Origin of the sequence: Pseudomonas sp. P105 (assembly GCF_032614175.1) — a bacterium.
GTDB lineage: Bacteria > Pseudomonadota > Gammaproteobacteria > Pseudomonadales > Pseudomonadaceae > Aquipseudomonas > Aquipseudomonas rhizophila.
The window spans coordinates 1430780-1448520 of sequence record NZ_CP126693.1; the positions used below are offsets into that span (position 1 = coordinate 1430780).

17 protein-coding genes are annotated in these 17741 nt (G+C 60.2%); 10 read left to right on the forward strand and 7 right to left on the reverse strand.

Annotated features, from left to right (window positions below; genetic code table 11):
- Positions 1–160 precede the first annotated feature (160 nt).
- From QOM08_RS06430 to QOM08_RS06440, 3 genes are read left to right on the forward strand one after another with little or no spacing between them, the layout of a single operon-like run.
- The gene (locus QOM08_RS06430) at positions 161–2161 is read left to right on the forward strand and encodes an FUSC family protein (RefSeq protein ID WP_316912718.1); all 2001 of its coding nucleotides are present in this window, start codon (positions 161–163) and stop codon (positions 2159–2161) included.
- Positions 2148–2354 (forward strand): DUF1656 domain-containing protein, encoded by a 207-nt coding sequence (locus QOM08_RS06435; protein ID WP_047228349.1) that lies wholly within the window; start codon positions 2148–2150, stop codon positions 2352–2354. The genes QOM08_RS06430 and QOM08_RS06435 overlap by 14 nt, the downstream gene beginning before the upstream one ends.
- A 10-nt stretch (positions 2355–2364) precedes the next feature.
- The gene (locus QOM08_RS06440; protein ID WP_316912719.1) at positions 2365–3228 is read left to right on the forward strand and encodes an HlyD family secretion protein; all 864 of its coding nucleotides are present in this window, start codon (positions 2365–2367) and stop codon (positions 3226–3228) included.
- Positions 3229–3398: 170 nt separating this feature from the next.
- On the opposite strand, the gene QOM08_RS06445 is transcribed toward QOM08_RS06440, so the two are convergent.
- Both QOM08_RS06445 and QOM08_RS06450 read right to left on the reverse strand, forming a co-directional pair.
- Positions 3399–3869, reverse strand: coding sequence for a MaoC family dehydratase (locus QOM08_RS06445; RefSeq protein WP_003184579.1), 471 nt, complete (start codon positions 3867–3869; stop codon positions 3399–3401).
- A 40-nt stretch (positions 3870–3909) separates the two neighbouring features.
- A complete protein-coding gene (locus QOM08_RS06450) occupies positions 3910–4854 on the reverse strand; it encodes an alpha/beta hydrolase (RefSeq protein WP_316912720.1) in 945 nt (314 codons plus the stop codon).
- A 246-nt stretch (positions 4855–5100) separates the two neighbouring features.
- Between QOM08_RS06450 and fadD2 the strand changes: the two genes are divergently transcribed.
- Positions 5101–6789 carry a long-chain-fatty-acid--CoA ligase FadD2 gene (gene fadD2, locus QOM08_RS06455; RefSeq protein ID WP_047228346.1) on the forward strand — a complete coding sequence of 563 codons (1689 nt, stop codon included), beginning with the start codon at positions 5101–5103 and terminating at the stop codon, positions 6787–6789.
- Between the two features lie 368 nt (positions 6790–7157).
- Positions 7158–8849: a long-chain-fatty-acid--CoA ligase FadD1 gene (gene fadD1, locus QOM08_RS06460; RefSeq protein ID WP_076386040.1), complete on the forward strand. Its 1692-nt coding sequence runs from the start codon at positions 7158–7160 to the stop codon at positions 8847–8849.
- Positions 8850–9065: 216 nt separating this feature from the next.
- Here fadD1 and QOM08_RS06465 read toward each other — a convergent pair whose 3' ends face one another.
- The gene (locus tag QOM08_RS06465) at positions 9066–9443 is read right to left on the reverse strand and encodes a hypothetical protein (protein WP_030139341.1); all 378 of its coding nucleotides are present in this window, start codon (positions 9441–9443) and stop codon (positions 9066–9068) included.
- A gap of 195 nt (positions 9444–9638) precedes the next feature.
- Here QOM08_RS06465 and QOM08_RS06470 point away from each other — a divergent pair, with 195 nt between their 5' ends.
- From QOM08_RS06470 to def, 3 genes are all read left to right on the forward strand, one after another.
- A complete protein-coding gene (locus QOM08_RS06470; RefSeq protein ID WP_047228344.1) occupies positions 9639–9830 on the forward strand; it encodes a CsbD family protein in 192 nt (63 codons plus the stop codon).
- Positions 9831–10005: 175 nt separating this feature from the next.
- Complete coding sequence (locus tag QOM08_RS06475; protein ID WP_047228343.1) at positions 10006–10950, forward strand: YihY/virulence factor BrkB family protein; 945 nt, start codon at positions 10006–10008, stop codon at positions 10948–10950.
- A gap of 2 nt (positions 10951–10952) precedes the next feature.
- On the forward strand, positions 10953–11492 hold the full coding sequence (def, locus tag QOM08_RS06480; RefSeq protein ID WP_047228342.1) for a peptide deformylase: 540 nt from the start codon (positions 10953–10955) through the stop codon (positions 11490–11492).
- Between the two features lie 121 nt (positions 11493–11613).
- Here def and QOM08_RS06485 read toward each other — a convergent pair whose 3' ends face one another.
- The 3 genes from QOM08_RS06485 to QOM08_RS06495 form a co-directional block, all read right to left on the reverse strand.
- Positions 11614–12036, reverse strand: a complete 423-nt coding sequence (locus QOM08_RS06485; protein ID WP_139050969.1) for a GNAT family N-acetyltransferase — start codon at positions 12034–12036, stop codon at positions 11614–11616.
- 281 nt (positions 12037–12317) lie between these two features.
- A complete protein-coding gene (locus QOM08_RS06490; RefSeq protein ID WP_076386038.1) occupies positions 12318–12872 on the reverse strand; it encodes a hypothetical protein in 555 nt (184 codons plus the stop codon).
- A 159-nt stretch (positions 12873–13031) separates the two neighbouring features.
- Positions 13032–14063, reverse strand: a complete 1032-nt coding sequence (locus QOM08_RS06495) for a LacI family DNA-binding transcriptional regulator (RefSeq protein ID WP_139050967.1) — start codon at positions 14061–14063, stop codon at positions 13032–13034.
- A gap of 215 nt (positions 14064–14278) precedes the next feature.
- Between QOM08_RS06495 and QOM08_RS06500 the strand changes: the two genes are divergently transcribed.
- Entirely contained in the window at positions 14279–14812 is a 534-nt protein-coding gene (locus QOM08_RS06500; RefSeq protein ID WP_076386036.1) for a gluconokinase, read from the forward strand.
- A 92-nt stretch (positions 14813–14904) separates the two neighbouring features.
- Positions 14905–16257, forward strand: a complete 1353-nt coding sequence (locus QOM08_RS06505) for a GntP family permease (protein ID WP_047228337.1) — start codon at positions 14905–14907, stop codon at positions 16255–16257.
- Positions 16258–16415: 158 nt separating this feature from the next.
- Here the strand turns inward: QOM08_RS06505 and alaC are convergent, their stop codons facing one another.
- Positions 16416–17633, reverse strand: coding sequence for an alanine transaminase (gene alaC / locus QOM08_RS06510; RefSeq protein WP_076386034.1), 1218 nt, complete (start codon positions 17631–17633; stop codon positions 16416–16418).
- Positions 17634–17741: the final 108 nt, after the last annotated feature.

Here is a 17741-nt window from a genome sequence, read left to right on the forward strand (position 1 = left end):
ACAAGCGCGCTGTACAAAAAAACGCCAGCCTGTCTGGCGTTTTTTTATGCCGATCATGTAACGGTGGCTCTGGACTCAAATAGATAGCCAGCTAATAATTGCACCCTCCATCACCCTTTATTGCATCTATCGTTACTGCGTCCCCATAAGAGTTTTTCGCGTGCCCATTACTTTCCAGGCCCTGTTCGCTCCCGACCGCCTCGCTGTGCAATTCGCCATCAAGACCGTGCTTGGTGGCGGCTTGGCGCTTTGGCTGGCCTTGCGCTGGGGCCTGGAGCAGCCTTCATGGGCGTTGATGACCGCGATCATCGTGGCGCAACCGCTGTCCGGGATGGTGGTGCAGAAAGGTTTGGCGCGATTGGTCGGCACCCTGGTGGGCACCGTCATGTCGGTGGTGTTCATGGGGCTGTTTGCTCAGGCACCCTGGTTGTTCCTACTGGCGCTGGCCGTGTGGCTGGGCTTGTGCACGGCTTGCTCCACACTGCTGCGCAGCGCCTGGTCCTATTCGTTCGTGCTGGCCGGTTACACAGTGGCAATCATTGCCTTGCCGGCCATTTCCCATCCGCTGGGGGTGTTCGATCAGGCCGTGGCGCGCTGTACGGAGATCAGCCTGGGCATTGTCTGCGCCACGGCGGCCAGCGCGTTGCTCTGGCCGTTGCGGGTCGAGCGGCAATTGGCCGATCAGGCCCGTGTCGCCTGGCAGAGCGGCATGCAGGCGGCCCGTGCCACCCTGACGGGCGATGCCCAGGCCCGTAAAGGACTGCTGGAAATCCTCGGCAAGATCGTCGCCGTGGACGCCCAGCGTGAACACGCCTGGTTCGAAGGCAGCCTGGGTCGGCAACGGGCTCGGGCCATCAGCGCTCTGAGCCAGAAACTGTTGATGCTGCTGCGCATCTCCCGCTCGGTACGGCGGCAATGGAAACAACTCGATCCTGAGGAAGCCGAGGCCCTCAAGCCGTGGATGAGCGAGGTGCAACAAGCCCTCGACGCCGACAGCGCGACCCTGCAAGCCTTGCGACCACGGGTGCTGGATGCATCCCACGATCCACTGATCAGCCCGGCGCAAAGTTATTGCCTGGCCCGCTTCGCCTTGTTGCTCGATACCGCCCTGGCTGCCTGCGCAGCCTTGAAGGCGGTGCAAGAGGGCAGGGAGGCGGTGGATCCGCCGCGCACCCTGGCGCCCCATCGTGACCTGCCCCTAGCCATGGTCTTTGGTGCGCGTAGCGCCCTGGCGTTTCTGGCGGTCGCCTGTTTTTGGCTGGCGACTGCCTGGCCTGCCGCCTCAGGCGCGCTGGTGCTCACCTGCGTGGTGTGCAGTCTGTTCGCCAGTCGTGAAAACGGCGCGCAGATCGGCATGAGTTTTCTTCGGGGAATTCTGTTGGCGGTGCCGACGGCGTTTGTCATCGGTGAGATTTTGCTGCCGCAGTGGAGCAGTTTTGCGATGTTGTGCATGGCCATGGGCGTGCCGCTGTTCCTGGGGGCGCTGGGCATGGCCAAGCCGCAGATTTTCGCCACGGCCACCTCGTTCTGTCTGCATTTCGTGGTGCTGATATCGCCGCTCAATGCCATGAAATATGACGTGGCGGCGTTCTTCAACAATGCTCAAGCGATGATGATCGGTGTGGGTGCGGCGGTGTTGGCATTCAACCTGCTGATTTTGCGCGATCCGGCCTGGCATAGCCGGCGCCTGCTGGCCGCCACGCTGGATGATCTGGTGCGGTTGACGCGCCGTAGCCTGCGGGGCGCCGAGAGCTGGTTCGGCGGACGCATGGCTGATCGGCTGTTGCAACTGGCGCGGCACTATCCCGAACTGCCGGTGCCGGCGCGTAGCCGTTGGGATGACGGATTGCTTGGCCTGGACATGGGTGACGAGTTGCTGCACCTGCGTTTGAGTCTGGCCGTCGCCCAAATGCCCGACAACCGGGCCCAGCGCCGTTACTTCGATGCGCTGGAGCAGGTGCTTGAGCGCGGTCCGGCAGTTGATCAGGCCGAAGCACTCGGCCCGGCGAGCAACGAGTTCCTGAAGGTGTTGTCGACGCAACCGCCCGGCGATGCGCTGAAACTGGCCCAGGGTGCGGTGGTGCAATTGCAGAACAGCTGGCGCGCCTGGTGCCGTCAGCACGAACCTGAACAACGGGAGCAGAGCCATGGGCTTGCGTGAGTGGTCGATAGGCGGGGTATTGCTCAGCCCGTTCTTGATTTATGTGGTGCTGGCCTTGCTGGTGACCGGTGGGCTTCGCCTGTTGCTCAGCCTCGTGCCGGCCGGGCGCTGGATCTGGCATGAAGCCTTGTTCGACTGCGCCCTGTATGTCTGTGTCCTGACTGTTATTACCGTGGTCCTCGGACCGCTATAAGGAGTTGAACATGCGTACTTCCGTACGTGTTGCCGTCACGCTGAGCGTGGTGGCCGTGGCGATCTTCGCCGGGTTTCATCTGTGGCAGTACTACATGCTCACGCCCTGGACCCGGGATGCGCGGATTCGCGCCGACGTGGTGGTGATCGCCCCCGACGTGTCAGGTTGGGTGCGCGAGCTCAAGGCGGTGGATAACCAGCAGGTCAAGGCCGGCGATGTATTGCTGAGCATCGACCGCGAACGTTTCGAGGCCGCGCTGGAGAAAGCTCGGGCGGTGGTCCAGACCCGGCAGCAGCAACTGAGTTTGCGTGAACACGAAGCCAGTCGACGCGCCGCTCTGGGGCCCCAGGCTATCAGCGCCGAGTTGCGGGAAAACGCCCAGATCAACGCCGGCATCGCCCGGGGCGAACTGCGCGAGGCCCAGGCCGAGGCCAAGGTCGCCGAACTCAACCTGGCCCGCAGCCAGGTCCTGGCCCCACGGGGTGGCCATATCACCAACCTGCGCCTGGCCGAGGGCAACTACGTGAATGCCGGGCAACCGGTCATGGCGCTGATCGACGATTCAACGTTTTATGTGCAGGCCTATTTCGAAGAAACCAAACTGCCCAGGATCCGCGTGGGCGATCCGGTCAAGGTCTGGTTGATGAGCGCCGGTCATGCCCTGCAAGGCCACGTCGAAAGCATCAGCCGCGGCATCACCGACCGCAATACCAATCCCGATGCGCAGTTGCTGGCGGAGGTCGAGCCGACCTTCAATTGGGTGCGCCTGGCCCAGCGGATTCCGGTGCGGATCAAGCTGGACAAGGCGCCAGAAGGGGTAAACCTGAGCGCGGGGATGACGGCGAGCGTGCAGGTGCGTGAAGACCCGCAATAACCTTTGTGGCGAGGGGATTTATCGAAACGTCGCACCGCCCCGCTGGGGCGCGAAGCGGCCCCAATATCTCAAGACCTCTGAGGTGTGTCTGCCCGAGTGCAGGGGGCTGCTTCGCAGCTCAGCGGGGATAAATCCCCTCGCCACAGGTCATTCACTTTAGATAGTGGTAATCAGCCGACAGTAATCGCCGGCAGCGTCGGCAAGGTCACGGTCTGCTGCTTGCGTGGCGCGAGGATTTCCGCTTCGCCGTCCACCACCAGCTCGTCGCGCTGATTGAACACGCGAGTGGCAATGCGTACGCGAAATTTCGGCAGTTTCTCCAGGATTTCCAAGCGCACGGTCAGGGTGTCGCCAATCTTCACCGGCTTCTGGAAGCTCATCTGCTGGCCGATATAGATGGTGCCCGGCCCAGGCAGCTCGCAGGCCACCGCCGCGCTGATCAGTGCACCGCTGAACATGCCATGGGCGATGCGCTCCTTGAACATGCTCGCCGCAGCGAATTCGGCATCCAGGTGCACCGGGTTGTGATCGCCCGACATGGCGGCGAACAGCTGGATGTCGCGCTCTTCGACGGTCTTGCTGTAGCTGGCGGTCTGGCCGACTTCGAGGGCTTCGTAGGGGATGTTGGTAACCTGGGTCATCTATCAAATCCTGTGACGAGTAAAGGAAAACGCTGCAAACCTATTCGCTGCGTGGCGGTCGCTTGTGACTCAGGGCCTGGGCAATCCAGGCCAGCACGTCGGCCGTCACTTCATCGCGGTTGGTTTCATTGAACAGTTCGTGCCGGGCTTGCGGGTAAATCGTCAATTGTAAGTGCTGGCCGCCGGCGCCGCGCAGGGCGTCGGCCAGATCCTTGAGACGTTTGCCTTCACTCACCGGATCACATTCACCGCCGATCACCAGCAGGGGCAGGCCCGGATCGATCTGGGCGAGATTGGACGCTTTGCTGATCTGCTGCAACCCGCCGAGCAGGTCGACCCACAACTGATTGGTGCAACGAAAGCCGCACAGCGGGTCGAGGCGGTACTTGTCGACCTCGGCCGGGTCGCGGCTGAGCCAGTCGAAGGGGGTACGCGTGGGTTTGAATTTCTTATTGAAACTGCCGAAGGACAGCCACTCGATCAGGGCGCTGCGGCCCTTGGGACCCTGGCGCTTGCGCTCGAAACAGGCGATCAGGCGCGCGGCACGATAGAGCGCCACGGGCTGGAAATTCGAACCGCTGAGAATCGCCCCGTGCAGACTGGCACTGTGATGCAACAGGTAACCCTGGGCGATGTAGCTGCCCATGCTGTGACCCAGCAACACGATGGGAACATCGGGGTGCTGCTGGCCGATGTGTTGATTGAGGCTGGCCAGGTCGCCGACCACCTTGGCCCAGCCATCCTCGTCGGCAAAATGGCCGAGCGTCGCTGCTTCGCCGGTTTTGCCATGGCCGCGCAGGTCCGGCGCGTAGACACCGTAGCCTGCATCGCACAGCGCCCGGGCCAGACGCGCGTAGCGGCCGCTGTGTTCGGCCATGCCGTGGGCCAGCATGATCACCGCTTCAGGGGCGGTTTCAGGCAGCCACTGATTGACGAACAGGCGGGTGTGGTCGGTGGCGGTGAGCATGAACGTTTGGTGGATCATGGTCATTCCTTTACTCACGGGCATACACAAGGGCAAACACAGCGTCGCTGCATTGTATAGCGCATCCGTTGCGTCTCGCCTGATCAAGTCACGTTACGTTACGTCGTGGCAGGTAGATTCACACAATCTATGAAGCAGGTTGCCATATTTGCCTGATTGGCCATAGCTGCTAGTGTCCCAAGAGCACCGCCTGTGCAAGAGCCACAGAAGCGGCCCGGACACGTTCAGGTAAAGAGGATAAAAACAATGCAGCCTGATTTCTGGAATGACAAACGCCCGGCCGGCGTGCCCCTGGACATTGACGTGGGGGCCTACAAATCGGTGATCGAGGTGTTCGAGCGTTCCTGCAAGAAATTCGCCGACCGTCCGGCGTTCAGCAACATGGGGGTTACCCTGACCTATGCCGAACTCGAGCGCTACAGCGCTGCCTTCGCCGGTTACCTGCAAGCCCATACCGACCTGGCGCCTGGCGATCGTATCGCGGTGCAGATGCCCAATGTCCTGCAATACCCCATCGCCGTGTTCGGTGCCTTGCGCGCCGGGCTGATCGTGGTCAACACCAACCCGTTGTATACCCCGCGGGAAATGCGCCACCAGTTCAAGGACTCCGGCGCCCGGGCACTGGTGTACATGAACCTGTTCGGACAGAAAGTCCAGGAGGTGCTGCCCGACACCGATCTGCAGTATCTCATCGAGGCGAAGATGGGCGACCTGATGCCAACTGCCAAGGGCTGGCTGGTCAATACGCTGGTGAGCAAGGTCAAGAAGATGGTCCCTGACTATTCGCTGCCCCAGGCCGTTTCCTTCAAGAGCACGTTGCGCCTGGGGCGGGGCCATGGCATCAAACCGCTGAAAGTCAGCCTCGAGGACATCGCGGTGCTGCAATACACCGGCGGCACCACCGGCCTTGCCAAGGGAGCGATGCTGACCCATGGCAACCTGGTAGCGAACATGCAGCAGGCCCGGGCATGCCTGGGCCAGTTCGGCGACGACGGCCAACCGTTGCTGCGCGAAGGCCAGGAGGTGATGATCGCGCCGCTGCCGCTGTACCACATCTATGCCTTCACGGCGAATTGCATGTGCATGATGGTCACCGGCAACCACAACGTGTTGATCACCAACCCGCGGGACATCGGTGGCTTTATCAAGGAGCTGAAGAACTGGCGTTTTTCGGCGCTGCTGGGGCTCAACACGCTGTTCGTGGCGCTGATGGATCATCCGGATTTCAAGACCCTGGATTTCTCCAGCCTCAAGCTCACCAACTCCGGTGGTACTGCGCTGGTCAAGGCCACCGCCGAGCGTTGGGAACAGCTCACCGGCTGCCGGATCACCGAAGGCTATGGCCTGACCGAAACCTCGCCGGTGGCCTGCACCAACCCTTATGGCACCAAGTCCCGGCTGGGCACGGTGGGGCTGCCGGTGCCGGGCACGCTCATGAAAGTGGTCAGCGACGACGGCGCCGAACAGCCACTGGGCGAGCGCGGTGAGTTGTGCATCAAGGGCCCGCAAATCATGAAAGGCTACTGGAACAAACCCGAAGCCACCGCCGAGGTGCTGGACAGCGAAGGCTGGTTCAAATCCGGTGACATCGCGGTGATCGACCCGGACGGTTTCGTGCGCATCGTCGATCGCAAGAAAGACATGATCATCGTCTCGGGTTTCAACGTATACCCCAACGAAATCGAAGACGTGGTAATGGCCCATCCGAAAGTTGCCAACTGCGCGGTGATCGGTGTGCCGGACGAACGTTCGGGGGAGGCGGTGAAACTGTTCGTGGTGCCACGCGAGACGGGCGTCAGCCTTGAAGAGCTCAAGGCTTACTGCAAGGAGAACTTCACCGGCTACAAGATACCCAAGCACATCGTGCTGCGAGAGTCGTTGCCGATGACGCCAGTGGGCAAGATATTGCGGCGGGAGTTGCGGGATATCGCCTGAGGCCGGCCATCCTTTGGAATAAACCCTGTGGGAGCGAGCCTGCTCGCGATGGCGGTGTATCAGTGACAGAGATGTTGACTGAGGCGCCGCCATCGCGAGCAGGCTCGCTCCCACGGTTTTTATGTATTCGCAGTGATTAACCAGCGCTTAGTATTTTTACTCTAAAAATGACCACTACATATTCTTGAGTCAGATTTATGACTGTAGGGGCCATTTTTGGCTCTAGGCGACCCTTGGCAAAGCTGCTACTCTCGGCGCGCTTTTGTGACTTCTCGGCGTTGAATTAGGCCAGATTCACCAATAAACACACACCAATAATAATCGCATCAAATGCGGTGAGAATTCGCGTTGCTGAGGAGTGGGCTTCCATGATCGAAGACTTTTGGAAGGATAAGTACCCAGCTGGGATTGCTGCCGACATCAATCCAGACGAGTATCCGAATATTCAGGCGGTGTTGAAGCAGTCCTGCCAACGCTTCGCCGACAAGCCGGCATTCAGCAACCTGGGCAAGACAATTACCTACGGGGAACTGTATGAATTGTCCGGTGCCTTTGCTGCGTATCTGCAACAGCATACCGACTTGCAGCCTGGCGATCGAATCGCCGTGCAACTGCCCAACGTTCTCCAGTACCCGGTTGCCGTGTTCGGTGCGATTCGCGCCGGCCTGATCGTGGTCAACACCAACCCGCTGTACACCGCGCGGGAAATGGAACACCAGTTCAATGACTCCGGTGCCAAGGCGCTGGTGTGCCTGGCGAACATGGCGCACCTGGCCGAGGCTGTGGTGCCCAAGACGGGCGTCAAGCATGTGATCGTCACCGAAGTTGCCGATTTGCTGCCGCCACTCAAGCGTCTGCTGATCAACAGCGTGATCAAGTACGTCAAGAAGATGGTCCCCGCTTATCACTTGCCCAAGGCCATCAAGTTCAACGATGTGCTGAGCAAGGGCCACGGCCAGCCAGTGACCGAAGCCAACCCCACCAGTGACGACGTGGCCGTGTTGCAGTACACCGGCGGCACCACTGGCGTGGCCAAGGGCGCGATGCTGACCCATCGCAACCTGGTGGCGAACATGTTGCAGTGCAAGGCGCTGATGGGGTCCAACCTCAACGAAGGTTGCGAGGTCCTGATCACGCCGCTGCCGCTGTATCACATCTACGCCTTCACCTTCCATTGCATGGCGATGATGCTGATCGGCAACCACAATATCCTGATCAGCAACCCGCGCGACCTCCCGGCGATGGTCAAGGAACTGTCGAAGTGGAAGTTCAGCGGTTTTGTCGGCCTCAACACGTTGTTCGTGGCCCTGTGCAACAACGAAGCCTTCCGCAACCTGGATTTCTCGGCAATGAAGGTGACGTTGTCCGGTGGCATGGCCCTGCAACTGGCGGCGGCCGAGCGCTGGAAAGAGGTTACCGGCTGCCCGATCTGCGAAGGTTACGGCATGACCGAAACCAGTCCGGTCGCCACGGTCAACCCGATCCAGAAAATCCAGATTGGCACCATCGGCATTCCGGTGCCGTCGACGCTGTGCAAGATTATCAATGACGCCGGCGAAGAACTGCCATTGGGCGAAATCGGTGAACTGTGTGTGAAAGGTCCACAGGTCATGAAGGGCTACTGGCAGCGCCAGGACGCCACCGACGAGATCCTCGACAGCGAAGGCTGGCTCAAGACCGGCGATATCGCGCTGATCCAGCCGGACGGCTACATGCGCATCGTCGATCGCAAGAAAGACATGATCCTGATCTCCGGTTTCAACGTATACCCCAACGAGCTGGAAGACGTGCTGGCGACCCTGCCGGGCGTCCTGCAGTGCGCGGCCATCGGTGTACCGGACGAAAAATCCGGCGAGGCAATCAAGATTTTCATTGTGCCCCGCCCGGGTGTCACGCTGACCAAAGAGCAGGTGATGGAACACATGCGCGCCAACGTCACGGGCTACAAAGTGCCCAAGGCGGTGGAATTCCGCGACGCGCTGCCGACCACCAACGTGGGCAAGATCCTGCGACGCGAGTTGCGTGATGAAGAACTGAAGAAGTTGGGTCTGAAGAAGTAAAACCGCTGCCAATAAAAAGCCCCGCCAGTGCGGGGCTTTTTATTACGCGGCAATTCTGGGGCGTGGCAGCTGTTGTGGCGAGGGAGCTTGCTCCCGCTGGGCTGCGCAGCAGCCCCTCCGATCCAACTGATCCACTGCAAGGGGCCGCTACGCGTCCAGCGGGAGCAAGCTCCCTCGCCACAATAGCGCCTCTGCGCCACCCACCTGTGTAGAGCGTTACAACCGAAACTGCGCAAAATCCAGGTTAGTGCCACCCGGGCGCATGTCCTGCAGGTACGAATCCTTGTCGGCGCTCAGCTCCAGGCTCAGGGCCGCCTTGCGCTTGCCCTGGTTGCGTACTTCCAGGCCTTCCATTTTTTCGCGCAGGAACACGGTCGGCACCTTCAGGTGCAGCAGCTCATCGGTGGCCGGCGTGTGCAACAGCAGGTGAATCCATTCGTACTGACCGATGGCCAGGCGTGCCACCGGGATATCGAACCAGAAGATGTTGCGGTTGCGGTTCAATTCGCTGAAGTGGCAGTTATTGACGCCCAGTACGGCGCCGCCCAGTTCCTGGTTTCTGCGGGCGATGGCCTGCTTTTTATCGAGTTTCATAACGTTCCTACGAGATTGGAGCTTCAGGTCGCAGCCTGAATACGTGGGGCATTCTCGGGGGTGGATCGGCAAACATAAAGCGCAACCTGCATCTGACGATGAAATGCGCTGCTGAAAAAATGAAACTCCCCGCAAACGGCCTCGGTCAACCCTTATGTAATGACTTTTCGTACAGTTGTTCACAGGAGAGACATCATGGGTAGCACGAGCGATAAAGTGAAGGGCGTTGCCAACGAAGCCGTCGGCAACATCAAGCAAGGCGTCGGCAAGGCCACCGACAATGACCGCATGCGCGCTGAGGGCGTGGTCCAGGAGAAAAAAGGTGAGGTTCAGCAAAACGTGGGCAAGGCCAAGGACGCAGTCAAGAAAGGCGTTGACGAGGCATAACCGGCCTGCTGAATAACCGATTGGAACGGCCATCCGCGGGTGGCCGTTGTCATGTCTGCTCGAACTTGCACCGGGGAAATTGTTCCAAAGTCGCCAAACAGGTTACTTTTGTCTTGGATAGCAACCCCGAGAGTCGCCAGGCGACCTTCCTTTTTTGCGGCGAAAGGAGACGCACATGATGTTCCCGGCCTTGAAAGGCTTACCCTTGCATCGTGTGATGATGCGTACCGTGACCGAGTTTCTCGACGACGAGATGTCGACCTACGCCTCGGCATTGGCCTACCAGATGCTGTTTTCGCTGTTCCCCTTCATTCTGTTCCTGATCGCACTGATCGGTTTCCTGCATTTGCCGGACTTCTTCTCCTGGCTGCGCCTGCAATCGGAACTGGTGTTGCCGCCCCAGGCCCTGGAGCAGGTCAACCCGGTGATCGACCAGCTTCAGCAATCCAAGGGGGGGTTGTTGTCAGTGGGTATCGTCATTGCGTTGTGGACTGCCTCGGCCGGTGTCCGATTGATGATGAGCGCGATGAACGCCGCCTACGATGTGGTAGAGGGCCGTCCGATCTGGAAGCGCTTTCCGCTGTCGATTTTCTACACCATCGGCATCGCCGGCATGTTGTTGGCCGCCGCGGCGCTGATGGTGCTCGGGCCGCAGGTGATGGGCTGGATCGCGGCCCAGGTCGGGCTGGAGGAGTTCATCGTCACACTCTGGACCATCGTGCGCTGGCCGGTGATCGTGTTTTTGCTGATGGTGGCCGTGGCGTTGATCTATTACGTGATGCCCGACGTCAAACAGGAGTTTCGCTTTATTACGCCGGGGTCGGTGCTGGCGGTGGTGGTGTGGATCATCGCGTCCCTGGGCTTTGCGTTTTACGTCAAGACCTTCGCCAACTACAACGCCATGTATGGCAGTATCGGCGCGATTATTGTGCTGTTGCTGTACTTCTACATTTCTTCGGCGGTGCTGTTGCTCGGTGCCGAGATGAACGCGGTGATCGAGCACATGTCCGCCGAGGGCAAGGACCGTGGTGAAAAGAGCCCGGGCGAGCACGAAAAACAGCATGTGTCGGGCCTGGGCCGTGACCATTCCATTCCTCACCCCCACACTGACGAAACCTGACCATGATTCGTGAAATCCTGAAAATGGGCGACGAACGCCTACTGCGTATTGCCCCGCCGGTGCCGCCGGAAATGTTCGACAGCCCAGAGTTGTGGCAGTTGATCGACGACATGTTCCAGACCATGGAAAGTGTGGGCGGCGTCGGCCTGGCCGCGCCGCAGATCGGTGTCGACCTGCAACTGGTGATCTTTGGCTTCGAGCACAGCGAGCGTTACCCGGACGCCGAGGCGGTGCCCCAGACGATCCTGATCAACCCGCTGATTACGCCGTTGGGCCCACTGATGGAGGAGGGGTTCGAGGGCTGCTTGTCGGTGCCGGGCCTGCGCGGTGCGGTCGATCGCTATCAGCACATTCGCTACGAAGGCTTTGACCCCAAAGGCGAAGCCATTGTGCGCACGGCCTCGGGCTTTCATGCGCGGGTAGTGCAGCATGAGTGCGACCACCTGATCGGGCGGCTGTACCCCTCGCGCATCACCGATTTCAGTAAGTTCGGCTTTACCGAGGTCATGTTTCCGGACCTGGACCCTGCGGCGGACGACTAGCCTACGCAAACCCTCTGTGGGAGCGAGCCTGCTCGCGATAGCGGTGAGTCAGCTATGAAGCTGTTGACTGACACGCCGCTATTGCGAGCAGGCTCGCTCCCACATTGGATTGTGATGCGCTTCAGGAGAGTGTTTTAGGTTCCATCCCCATCGCAATCATCGGCTTGCTGCGTGCATAACGACTCAGGCGCTCGGCCATCGCATAAGGCAGCACGGGGTCGAAGCTGAACCCCTGCCGCTCATAAAAGCCGCGCAAATCAGGATGGCAGAACAACCAGACCGGTCCTTCCACGCCTTTCACCGCTTCGTCGATCAAGCGCGCCGCGATCCCCTGCATGCGATACGTCGGGTCGACAAACAACCCCGTCAGCCAATGCCCACCCGATACCGCTCGCAAGCACAGGGCCGCGATGATTTCATCCTGCCGCGCCACCCACAACTGCGCTTCACGCACCGCTTTCATTGAAGATTGGTGGGCGCGATAAAACTTGTTCATCAGCGGCCACAAGGGTTCATCGAGCCGCGTGTAGTGGGTCTGGGACATGGCAAAGTCAGGGGCGGTGAAGGGGAGGGTGATTATAAAAGAACATGTCGGCGGCGATAGGTGTATACCTGACTTCACATCCCGTATGAGTGGAGTACGTATCATGGCCAAAGGCATGGATTCAAAAAAAGCGGCAAAGAAAAAACCGGCGAAGACCGCCGATGAAAAGCGCGCCGACAAAAAGGCCAAGAAGGTGAATCTGTTCGGTCATTGAATCGACGCCAGCGGGCGATAGGCCAGGGATGCATCCCGGCCATCGGCCCGCTGACCCCCGCAGCCTATCAAAGCGAGGCGAGGAACATGTCCGTAGCCGGGTCTTTGCCGGAAGTGCGACTTTCCTGGTCCTTCTCGACCTGCGCCATCGCCGTCTTGTCCTGCATGCGCTGGGCAATCTCCTGACTGACCGCCAATTGCTTCTCGGGCGGCATCGCCTCGAACTCCTCCTGGGTGATGCCCATCTCTTCAAGAATGCTGTCGCGCAGACGCTCTTCAGGCGTCTTGCTCATGTAGTCCTTGAATGCGTCCAGAGCAGAGCTGCCCTGTGTCTTGGCCTCATCGGAGGCTGATGAAGCAACGGTCTGCAACTGAACCCGGGTCTTGGCAAACGCTTCATCAACCTTGTCGCTGATGGCGGTGGCGGCATTGACCTGCTGTGTGGCTTGTCGCGCGATCGAAGCCTGCACCTGCGTGCTGCCCTGGCTGGCCTGAGCCTGGACGTTATCGCGCAATGCCTGCAGCGCGGCGCTTTGCAGGCCGCTGGCGGCTTCTGCGGTGGGATCCTCGCCCGGACGCTTGGGCAGCAAAATCATCGTTTGCTGTTGTGCACTGACCAACATGATGGATACCTGCGGTTATGGCTGAGCCATGTGCAGGAGCAAATCCCATGCCGCCGTCGCGAGCCCTGGATCCAAAGGCCTGTGTAGCATCTGCCGGCGATCATGGCGGCCAATCCTTGCCATCGGACGGCATGAATCGACCGCTCATGACCGTCGGGCTCAGGTACTTTCGCGAACCTTGAGTTCAAATCCCATGTCCACCACCGGCTGAGCGATGCGGTTGCCGGCCATCAACGTGAGTATCTGTTCGGCGGCGCGCTGGCCGATGGCTTCCCGTGGCGTGCTGATGCTGCTCAGGCGCGGCACCATGTGGGCCGAGGCGGGCAAATCGTTGAAGCCCAGGACTGCAACCTGTTCGGGAATCTTGATGCCACAGCGCAGGGCTTCGAACAGCGCGCCGTGGGCCAGGTCGTCGTTGCCGAAGAAGATTGCATCGACGTCCGGATGGCTGGCGAGTAACTGCAGGAACAGTTCGCCGCCCAGGCCCACCGAGGATGGCCGTGGGGTCAGCAGTTCCAGATCCGGGTCGTACAGGCCGGCTTTCTGCAGAGCACGGCGAAAACCTTCGCCACGCAGCAACGTGCGCTGGTCCAGTTGCGCGCCGACATAGGCCAGGCGCTTGCGACCCCGGGAGATCAAGTGCTCGGCCGCCGTCTCGCCGGCTTTGAGTTGCGAAAAACCGACGCAGTTAAGGCCCGCACCGGGGTCCAGTTCCATCATGTACACGCAGGGAATGTTGCTGGCCTCGATCATGCGCCGGGCGCTCTCGGTACGGTCGAAGCCGGTCAGCAACAGACCGCGTGGCTGATAGGCCATGTAGTTGCGCAGCAGGTCTTCTTCTTCGTCCCGGGAATAGTGATAGTTGCCGATCACCACTTCGAAGCCCTTGGGCCTGAGCACACGATGAATGGCTTCCAGGGTGTCGATGAACAACAGGTTGGACAACGACGGCACCAGCACCACCACCGAATGGCTCTGGGCCGAAGCCAGGGCGCGGGCGGCGGGGTTGACCACGTAGTTCAGGTCGCGGGCGGCCTGGCGGACTTTTTCCACCAGGCTTTCGGCAACGGTGCTGACGCCGCGCAGGGCACGGGAGGCGGTGATAGGACTGACACCGGCCAGGCGTGCGACTTCGTTGAGCGTGGGGCGACCGGTGGTGCGGGTATTCTTATCGTTTTTAGTGACGGTCATCAGGGCGGCTTGCCAAACAAAAATCAAGGCACTAAGGTAGCGCTGTCTCGACGCGGCTGCAAATGCGTGAGCGGGGTTTGCCTGAGCCCTGACCGTTAGCGTTGTGAACGAACATGCTGCAACCACAAAAATGACAAGAAGGCGTCGGCAACTTCTGCTTTTGCTCTGGTGTCACAACTTGCAAAGGTAGCGCTGTCTGCGCGCTGAGGTGTTACATGAATAATCCCATCACCGCCCTGGTCATCATGGGCGTTGCCGGTTGCGGCAAGACTTGCGTCAGCCAGGCCCTGTGCCAGTTGAGCGGCGCCACCGCCATTGAAGGCGACACTTTCCACCCTGCGGCCAACATCCAGAAGATGAGCGCCGGTATCCCCTTGAACGACGACGACCGTGCCGGCTGGCTTGACAGCCTGTGTGATGAGTTGCGCCGTGTCGATGCGATGGGCGAGCGTCCGGTGCTGACCTGTTCGGCCCTCAAGCACAGTTATCGCGAGCGTCTGCGCAGTGCCTTGCCGGGCCTGGGCTTCGTATTTCTTGAGTTGACCCCTGAAGTGGCCGCCGACCGCGTGTCCCATCGTCCGGGGCATTTCATGCCGTCGACCCTGATCGACAGCCAGTTTGCCACCCTTCAATCCCCTGTTGGCGAGCCCCTGACCCTGGCTCTGGATGCATCCAGCCACAGCGTCGATGAACTGGCTCATCAGGCTTATGTCTGGTGGGTGGATCACGGTTTGAAGCTGGCCAGTTGAGTTGCAAAAAATTTGCGTCAGAAAGATAGCGCTGTCCCGACGGCTTACAAATAACCGCTTCAATAACAACAACAAATCAGGAGACACCTCCCATGTTCGGCATGTCCCACGAGACGTTTCTGCTGCTTGATGCAGTGGTTACGGTGATCGGACTTATCGTCCTTATCACCAAGTTCAAACTCCACCCGTTCATTGCACTGACCATCGCGGCCGCTTTTCTGGGCCTGACCTCGGGCATGCCGATCGGCACCATCATCAAGGCGTTCCAGGACGGCTTCGGTGGCGTGCTGGGCTTTGTCGGCATCATTCTGGCGTTGGGTACGATGCTCGGTAAAATGATGGCCGAATCGGGCGGGGCCGATCAGATCGCCCAAACCCTGATCCGCGCCTTCGGCAAGGATAAAGTGCAGTGGGCCATGATGTTCGCCGCCTTCCTGGTGGGCATTCCGCTGTTCTTCGAAATCGGTTTCGTGCTGCTGATCCCGCTGGTGTTCATCGTGGCGCGTCGCACCGGTGTCTCGATTATCAAGATCGGTATCCCGCTGCTGGCCGGTCTTTCCGCGGTCCACGGCCTGGTGCCACCGCACCCGGGCCCGCTGCTGGCGATTGGCGTATTCGGTGCCGACATCGGTAAAACCATTCTCTATGGCCTGATCGTGGCGCTGCCGACGGCCATTATTGCCGGGCCGATTTTCGGTACATTCATTGCCAAGCATATCCCCGGCCATCCGAATCAGGAGCTGGTGGACCAACTGGCACGTGAGACCGATTCTGCCGATCTGCCGAGCTTCAACATCACGCTGATCACCGTGCTCTCGCCGGTGTTCCTGATGCTGCTCAAGACCTTTGCCGATGTGGTGTTGCCTGAAGGCAATTTCTTCCGCACGTTCATGGACCTGATCGGGCATCCGATTTCTGCACTTCTGTTGGCATTACTGCTGTCGCTGTACACCTTCGGCTACAAGCAGGGCATCGGTTCGAGCCAGATACTCAAGTGGCTGGACGCGAGTCTGGCACCGACTGCGGCGATCATTCTGATCATCGGTGCAGGCGGTGGCTTCAAGCAGATGCTGGTCACCAGCGGTGTGGGTGATGTGATCGGTCACATGGCGGTGAGTGCGCAGATTTCACCGATCCTGTTGGCCTGGCTGGTGGCGGCGGTGATTCGCATCGCCACAGGCTCGGCGACCGTGGCAACCATTACGGGTGCCGGGATCGTGGTACCGGTGGTCGGGATGATTCCGGGCGTGAACCGTGAGCTGCTGGTCCTGGCGACCGGTGCCGGTTCGCTGATCCTGTCTCACGTCAACGATGCCGGCTTCTGGCTGGTCAAGCAGTACTTCAACATGACCGTGGCCGAAACCTTCAAGACCTGGACCGCGATGGAAACCATCCTGTCCGTGGTAGCGCTGATCTTCATCCTGTTGCTGTCGCTGGTGATCTAAGCGACGACGCATCACCCATTGTGGGAGCGAGCCTGCTCGCGATAGCGCACTGACCGTCAGCAACGACATGCCGCTATCGCGAGCAGGCTCGCTCCCACATTGGCTTCTGGTGATCTGAAGATCCAGAGTGGGAGCAAACTCCCACATTGATTTTGGTATCAGGCGTTCGGTTTGCTGACCAACCCATCCGCCCGGAACATCCCGCGAATGCCGCGAACGGCCTGGCGAATCCGGTCCTGGTTTTCGATCAGTGCAAAGCGCACGTGATCATCGCCATATTCACCGAACCCCACCCCCGGCGAGACGCAGACCTTGGCTTCGGCCAACAGTTTCTTGGCAAACTCCAGCGAACCCAAGTGTGCATAAGCCTCGGGGATCTTGGCCCAGACGTACATCGACGCCTTGGGGTTTTCCACCATCCAGCCCAGTTCATGCAGGCCCTTGACCAGCACATTGCGGCGCTGGCGGTACTGTTCGGCGATATCCCGCACGCACTGCTGGTCGCCTTCGAGCGCGGCGATGGCCGCCACTTGCAGCGGTGTGAAGGTGCCGTAGTCGTGGTAGCTCTTGATCCGCGCCAGGGCGTTGACCAGTTCCGGGTTGCCCACCATGAAGCCGATACGCCAGCCGGCCATGTTGTAGCTTTTGGACAGGGTGAAGAATTCCACGGCAATGTCTTTTGCACCCGGCACCTGCATGATCGACGGGGCTTTCCAGCCGTCGTAGACGATATCGGCGTAGGCCAGGTCGTGGATCACCAGCACGTCGTACTGTTTGGCCAAGGCGATGACCCGTTCGAAGAAATCCAGCTCCACGCATTGCGCGGTAGGGTTGGACGGAAAGCCCAGGATCATCATTTTCGGCTTGGGAATCGAGCCGCGAATGGCGCGCTCCAGCTCGTCGAAGAAATCCACCCCCGGCACCAGTGGCACCGAACGCACCTGGGCGCCGGCGATCACTGCGCCGTAGATGTGGATCGGATAGCTGGGATTGGGCACCAGCACGGTGTCGCCCTGGTCCAGGGTCGCCAGCATCAGATGCGCCAGGCCTTCTTTGGAACCGATGGTGACGATGGCTTCGGTTTCCGGGTCGATGTCCACCTCGTAGCGGTCCTTGTACCAGCGCGAAATGGCGCGGCGCAGGCGCGGTATGCCTTTGGAGGTGGAGTAACCGTGGGTGTCTTCACGCTGGGCGACTGTGACCAGCTTTTCCACGATATGTGGCGGTGTGGCGCCGTCGGGGTTACCCATGCTCAAGTCAATGATGTCTTCGCCGCGCCGACGCGCAGCCATCTTCAGCTCGGCAGTGATATTGAATACATACGGGGGGAGTCGATCGATGCGCGCAAAGCGGCGCGGCGAACCTTGGTTGGCCATTATTGCCTCGAGATACGTGAGCGCCCGGAACCGTCCGAGCGACGTTGGCCACTGCGGTGGCCTGCGGCGCAAGATAAAGGGGCTGATGGCCAATTGTCCAGTAGCGGC

What these genes read in the sequence shown, in the direction of transcription:
- QOM08_RS06485 (WP_139050969.1), bottom strand. Translation starts at nt 12,036, where the DNA reads ATGTCCCAGACCCACTACACGCGGCTCGATGAACCCTTGTGGCCGCTG.
- alaC (WP_076386034.1), bottom strand. Translation starts at nt 17,633, where the DNA reads ATGGCCAACCAAGGTTCGCCGCGCCGCTTTGCGCGCATCGATCGACTC.
- QOM08_RS06490 (WP_076386038.1), bottom strand. Translation starts at nt 12,872, where the DNA reads ATGTTGGTCAGTGCACAACAGCAAACGATGATTTTGCTGCCCAAGCGT.
- QOM08_RS06440 (WP_316912719.1), top strand. Translation starts at nt 2,365, where the DNA reads ATGCGTACTTCCGTACGTGTTGCCGTCACGCTGAGCGTGGTGGCCGTG.
- QOM08_RS06495 (WP_139050967.1), bottom strand. Translation starts at nt 14,063, where the DNA reads ATGACCGTCACTAAAAACGATAAGAATACCCGCACCACCGGTCGCCCC.
- QOM08_RS06465 (WP_030139341.1), bottom strand. Translation starts at nt 9,443, where the DNA reads ATGAAACTCGATAAAAAGCAGGCCATCGCCCGCAGAAACCAGGAACTG.
- fadD2 (WP_047228346.1), top strand. Translation starts at nt 5,101, where the DNA reads ATGCAGCCTGATTTCTGGAATGACAAACGCCCGGCCGGCGTGCCCCTG.
- fadD1 (WP_076386040.1), top strand. Translation starts at nt 7,158, where the DNA reads ATGATCGAAGACTTTTGGAAGGATAAGTACCCAGCTGGGATTGCTGCC.
- QOM08_RS06470 (WP_047228344.1), top strand. Translation starts at nt 9,639, where the DNA reads ATGGGTAGCACGAGCGATAAAGTGAAGGGCGTTGCCAACGAAGCCGTC.
- QOM08_RS06435 (WP_047228349.1), top strand. Translation starts at nt 2,148, where the DNA reads ATGGGCTTGCGTGAGTGGTCGATAGGCGGGGTATTGCTCAGCCCGTTC.
- def (WP_047228342.1), top strand. Translation starts at nt 10,953, where the DNA reads ATGATTCGTGAAATCCTGAAAATGGGCGACGAACGCCTACTGCGTATT.
- QOM08_RS06475 (WP_047228343.1), top strand. Translation starts at nt 10,006, where the DNA reads ATGATGTTCCCGGCCTTGAAAGGCTTACCCTTGCATCGTGTGATGATG.
- QOM08_RS06450 (WP_316912720.1), bottom strand. Translation starts at nt 4,854, where the DNA reads ATGATCCACCAAACGTTCATGCTCACCGCCACCGACCACACCCGCCTG.
- QOM08_RS06445 (WP_003184579.1), bottom strand. Translation starts at nt 3,869, where the DNA reads ATGACCCAGGTTACCAACATCCCCTACGAAGCCCTCGAAGTCGGCCAG.
- QOM08_RS06500 (WP_076386036.1), top strand. Translation starts at nt 14,279, where the DNA reads ATGAATAATCCCATCACCGCCCTGGTCATCATGGGCGTTGCCGGTTGC.
- QOM08_RS06505 (WP_047228337.1), top strand. Translation starts at nt 14,905, where the DNA reads ATGTTCGGCATGTCCCACGAGACGTTTCTGCTGCTTGATGCAGTGGTT.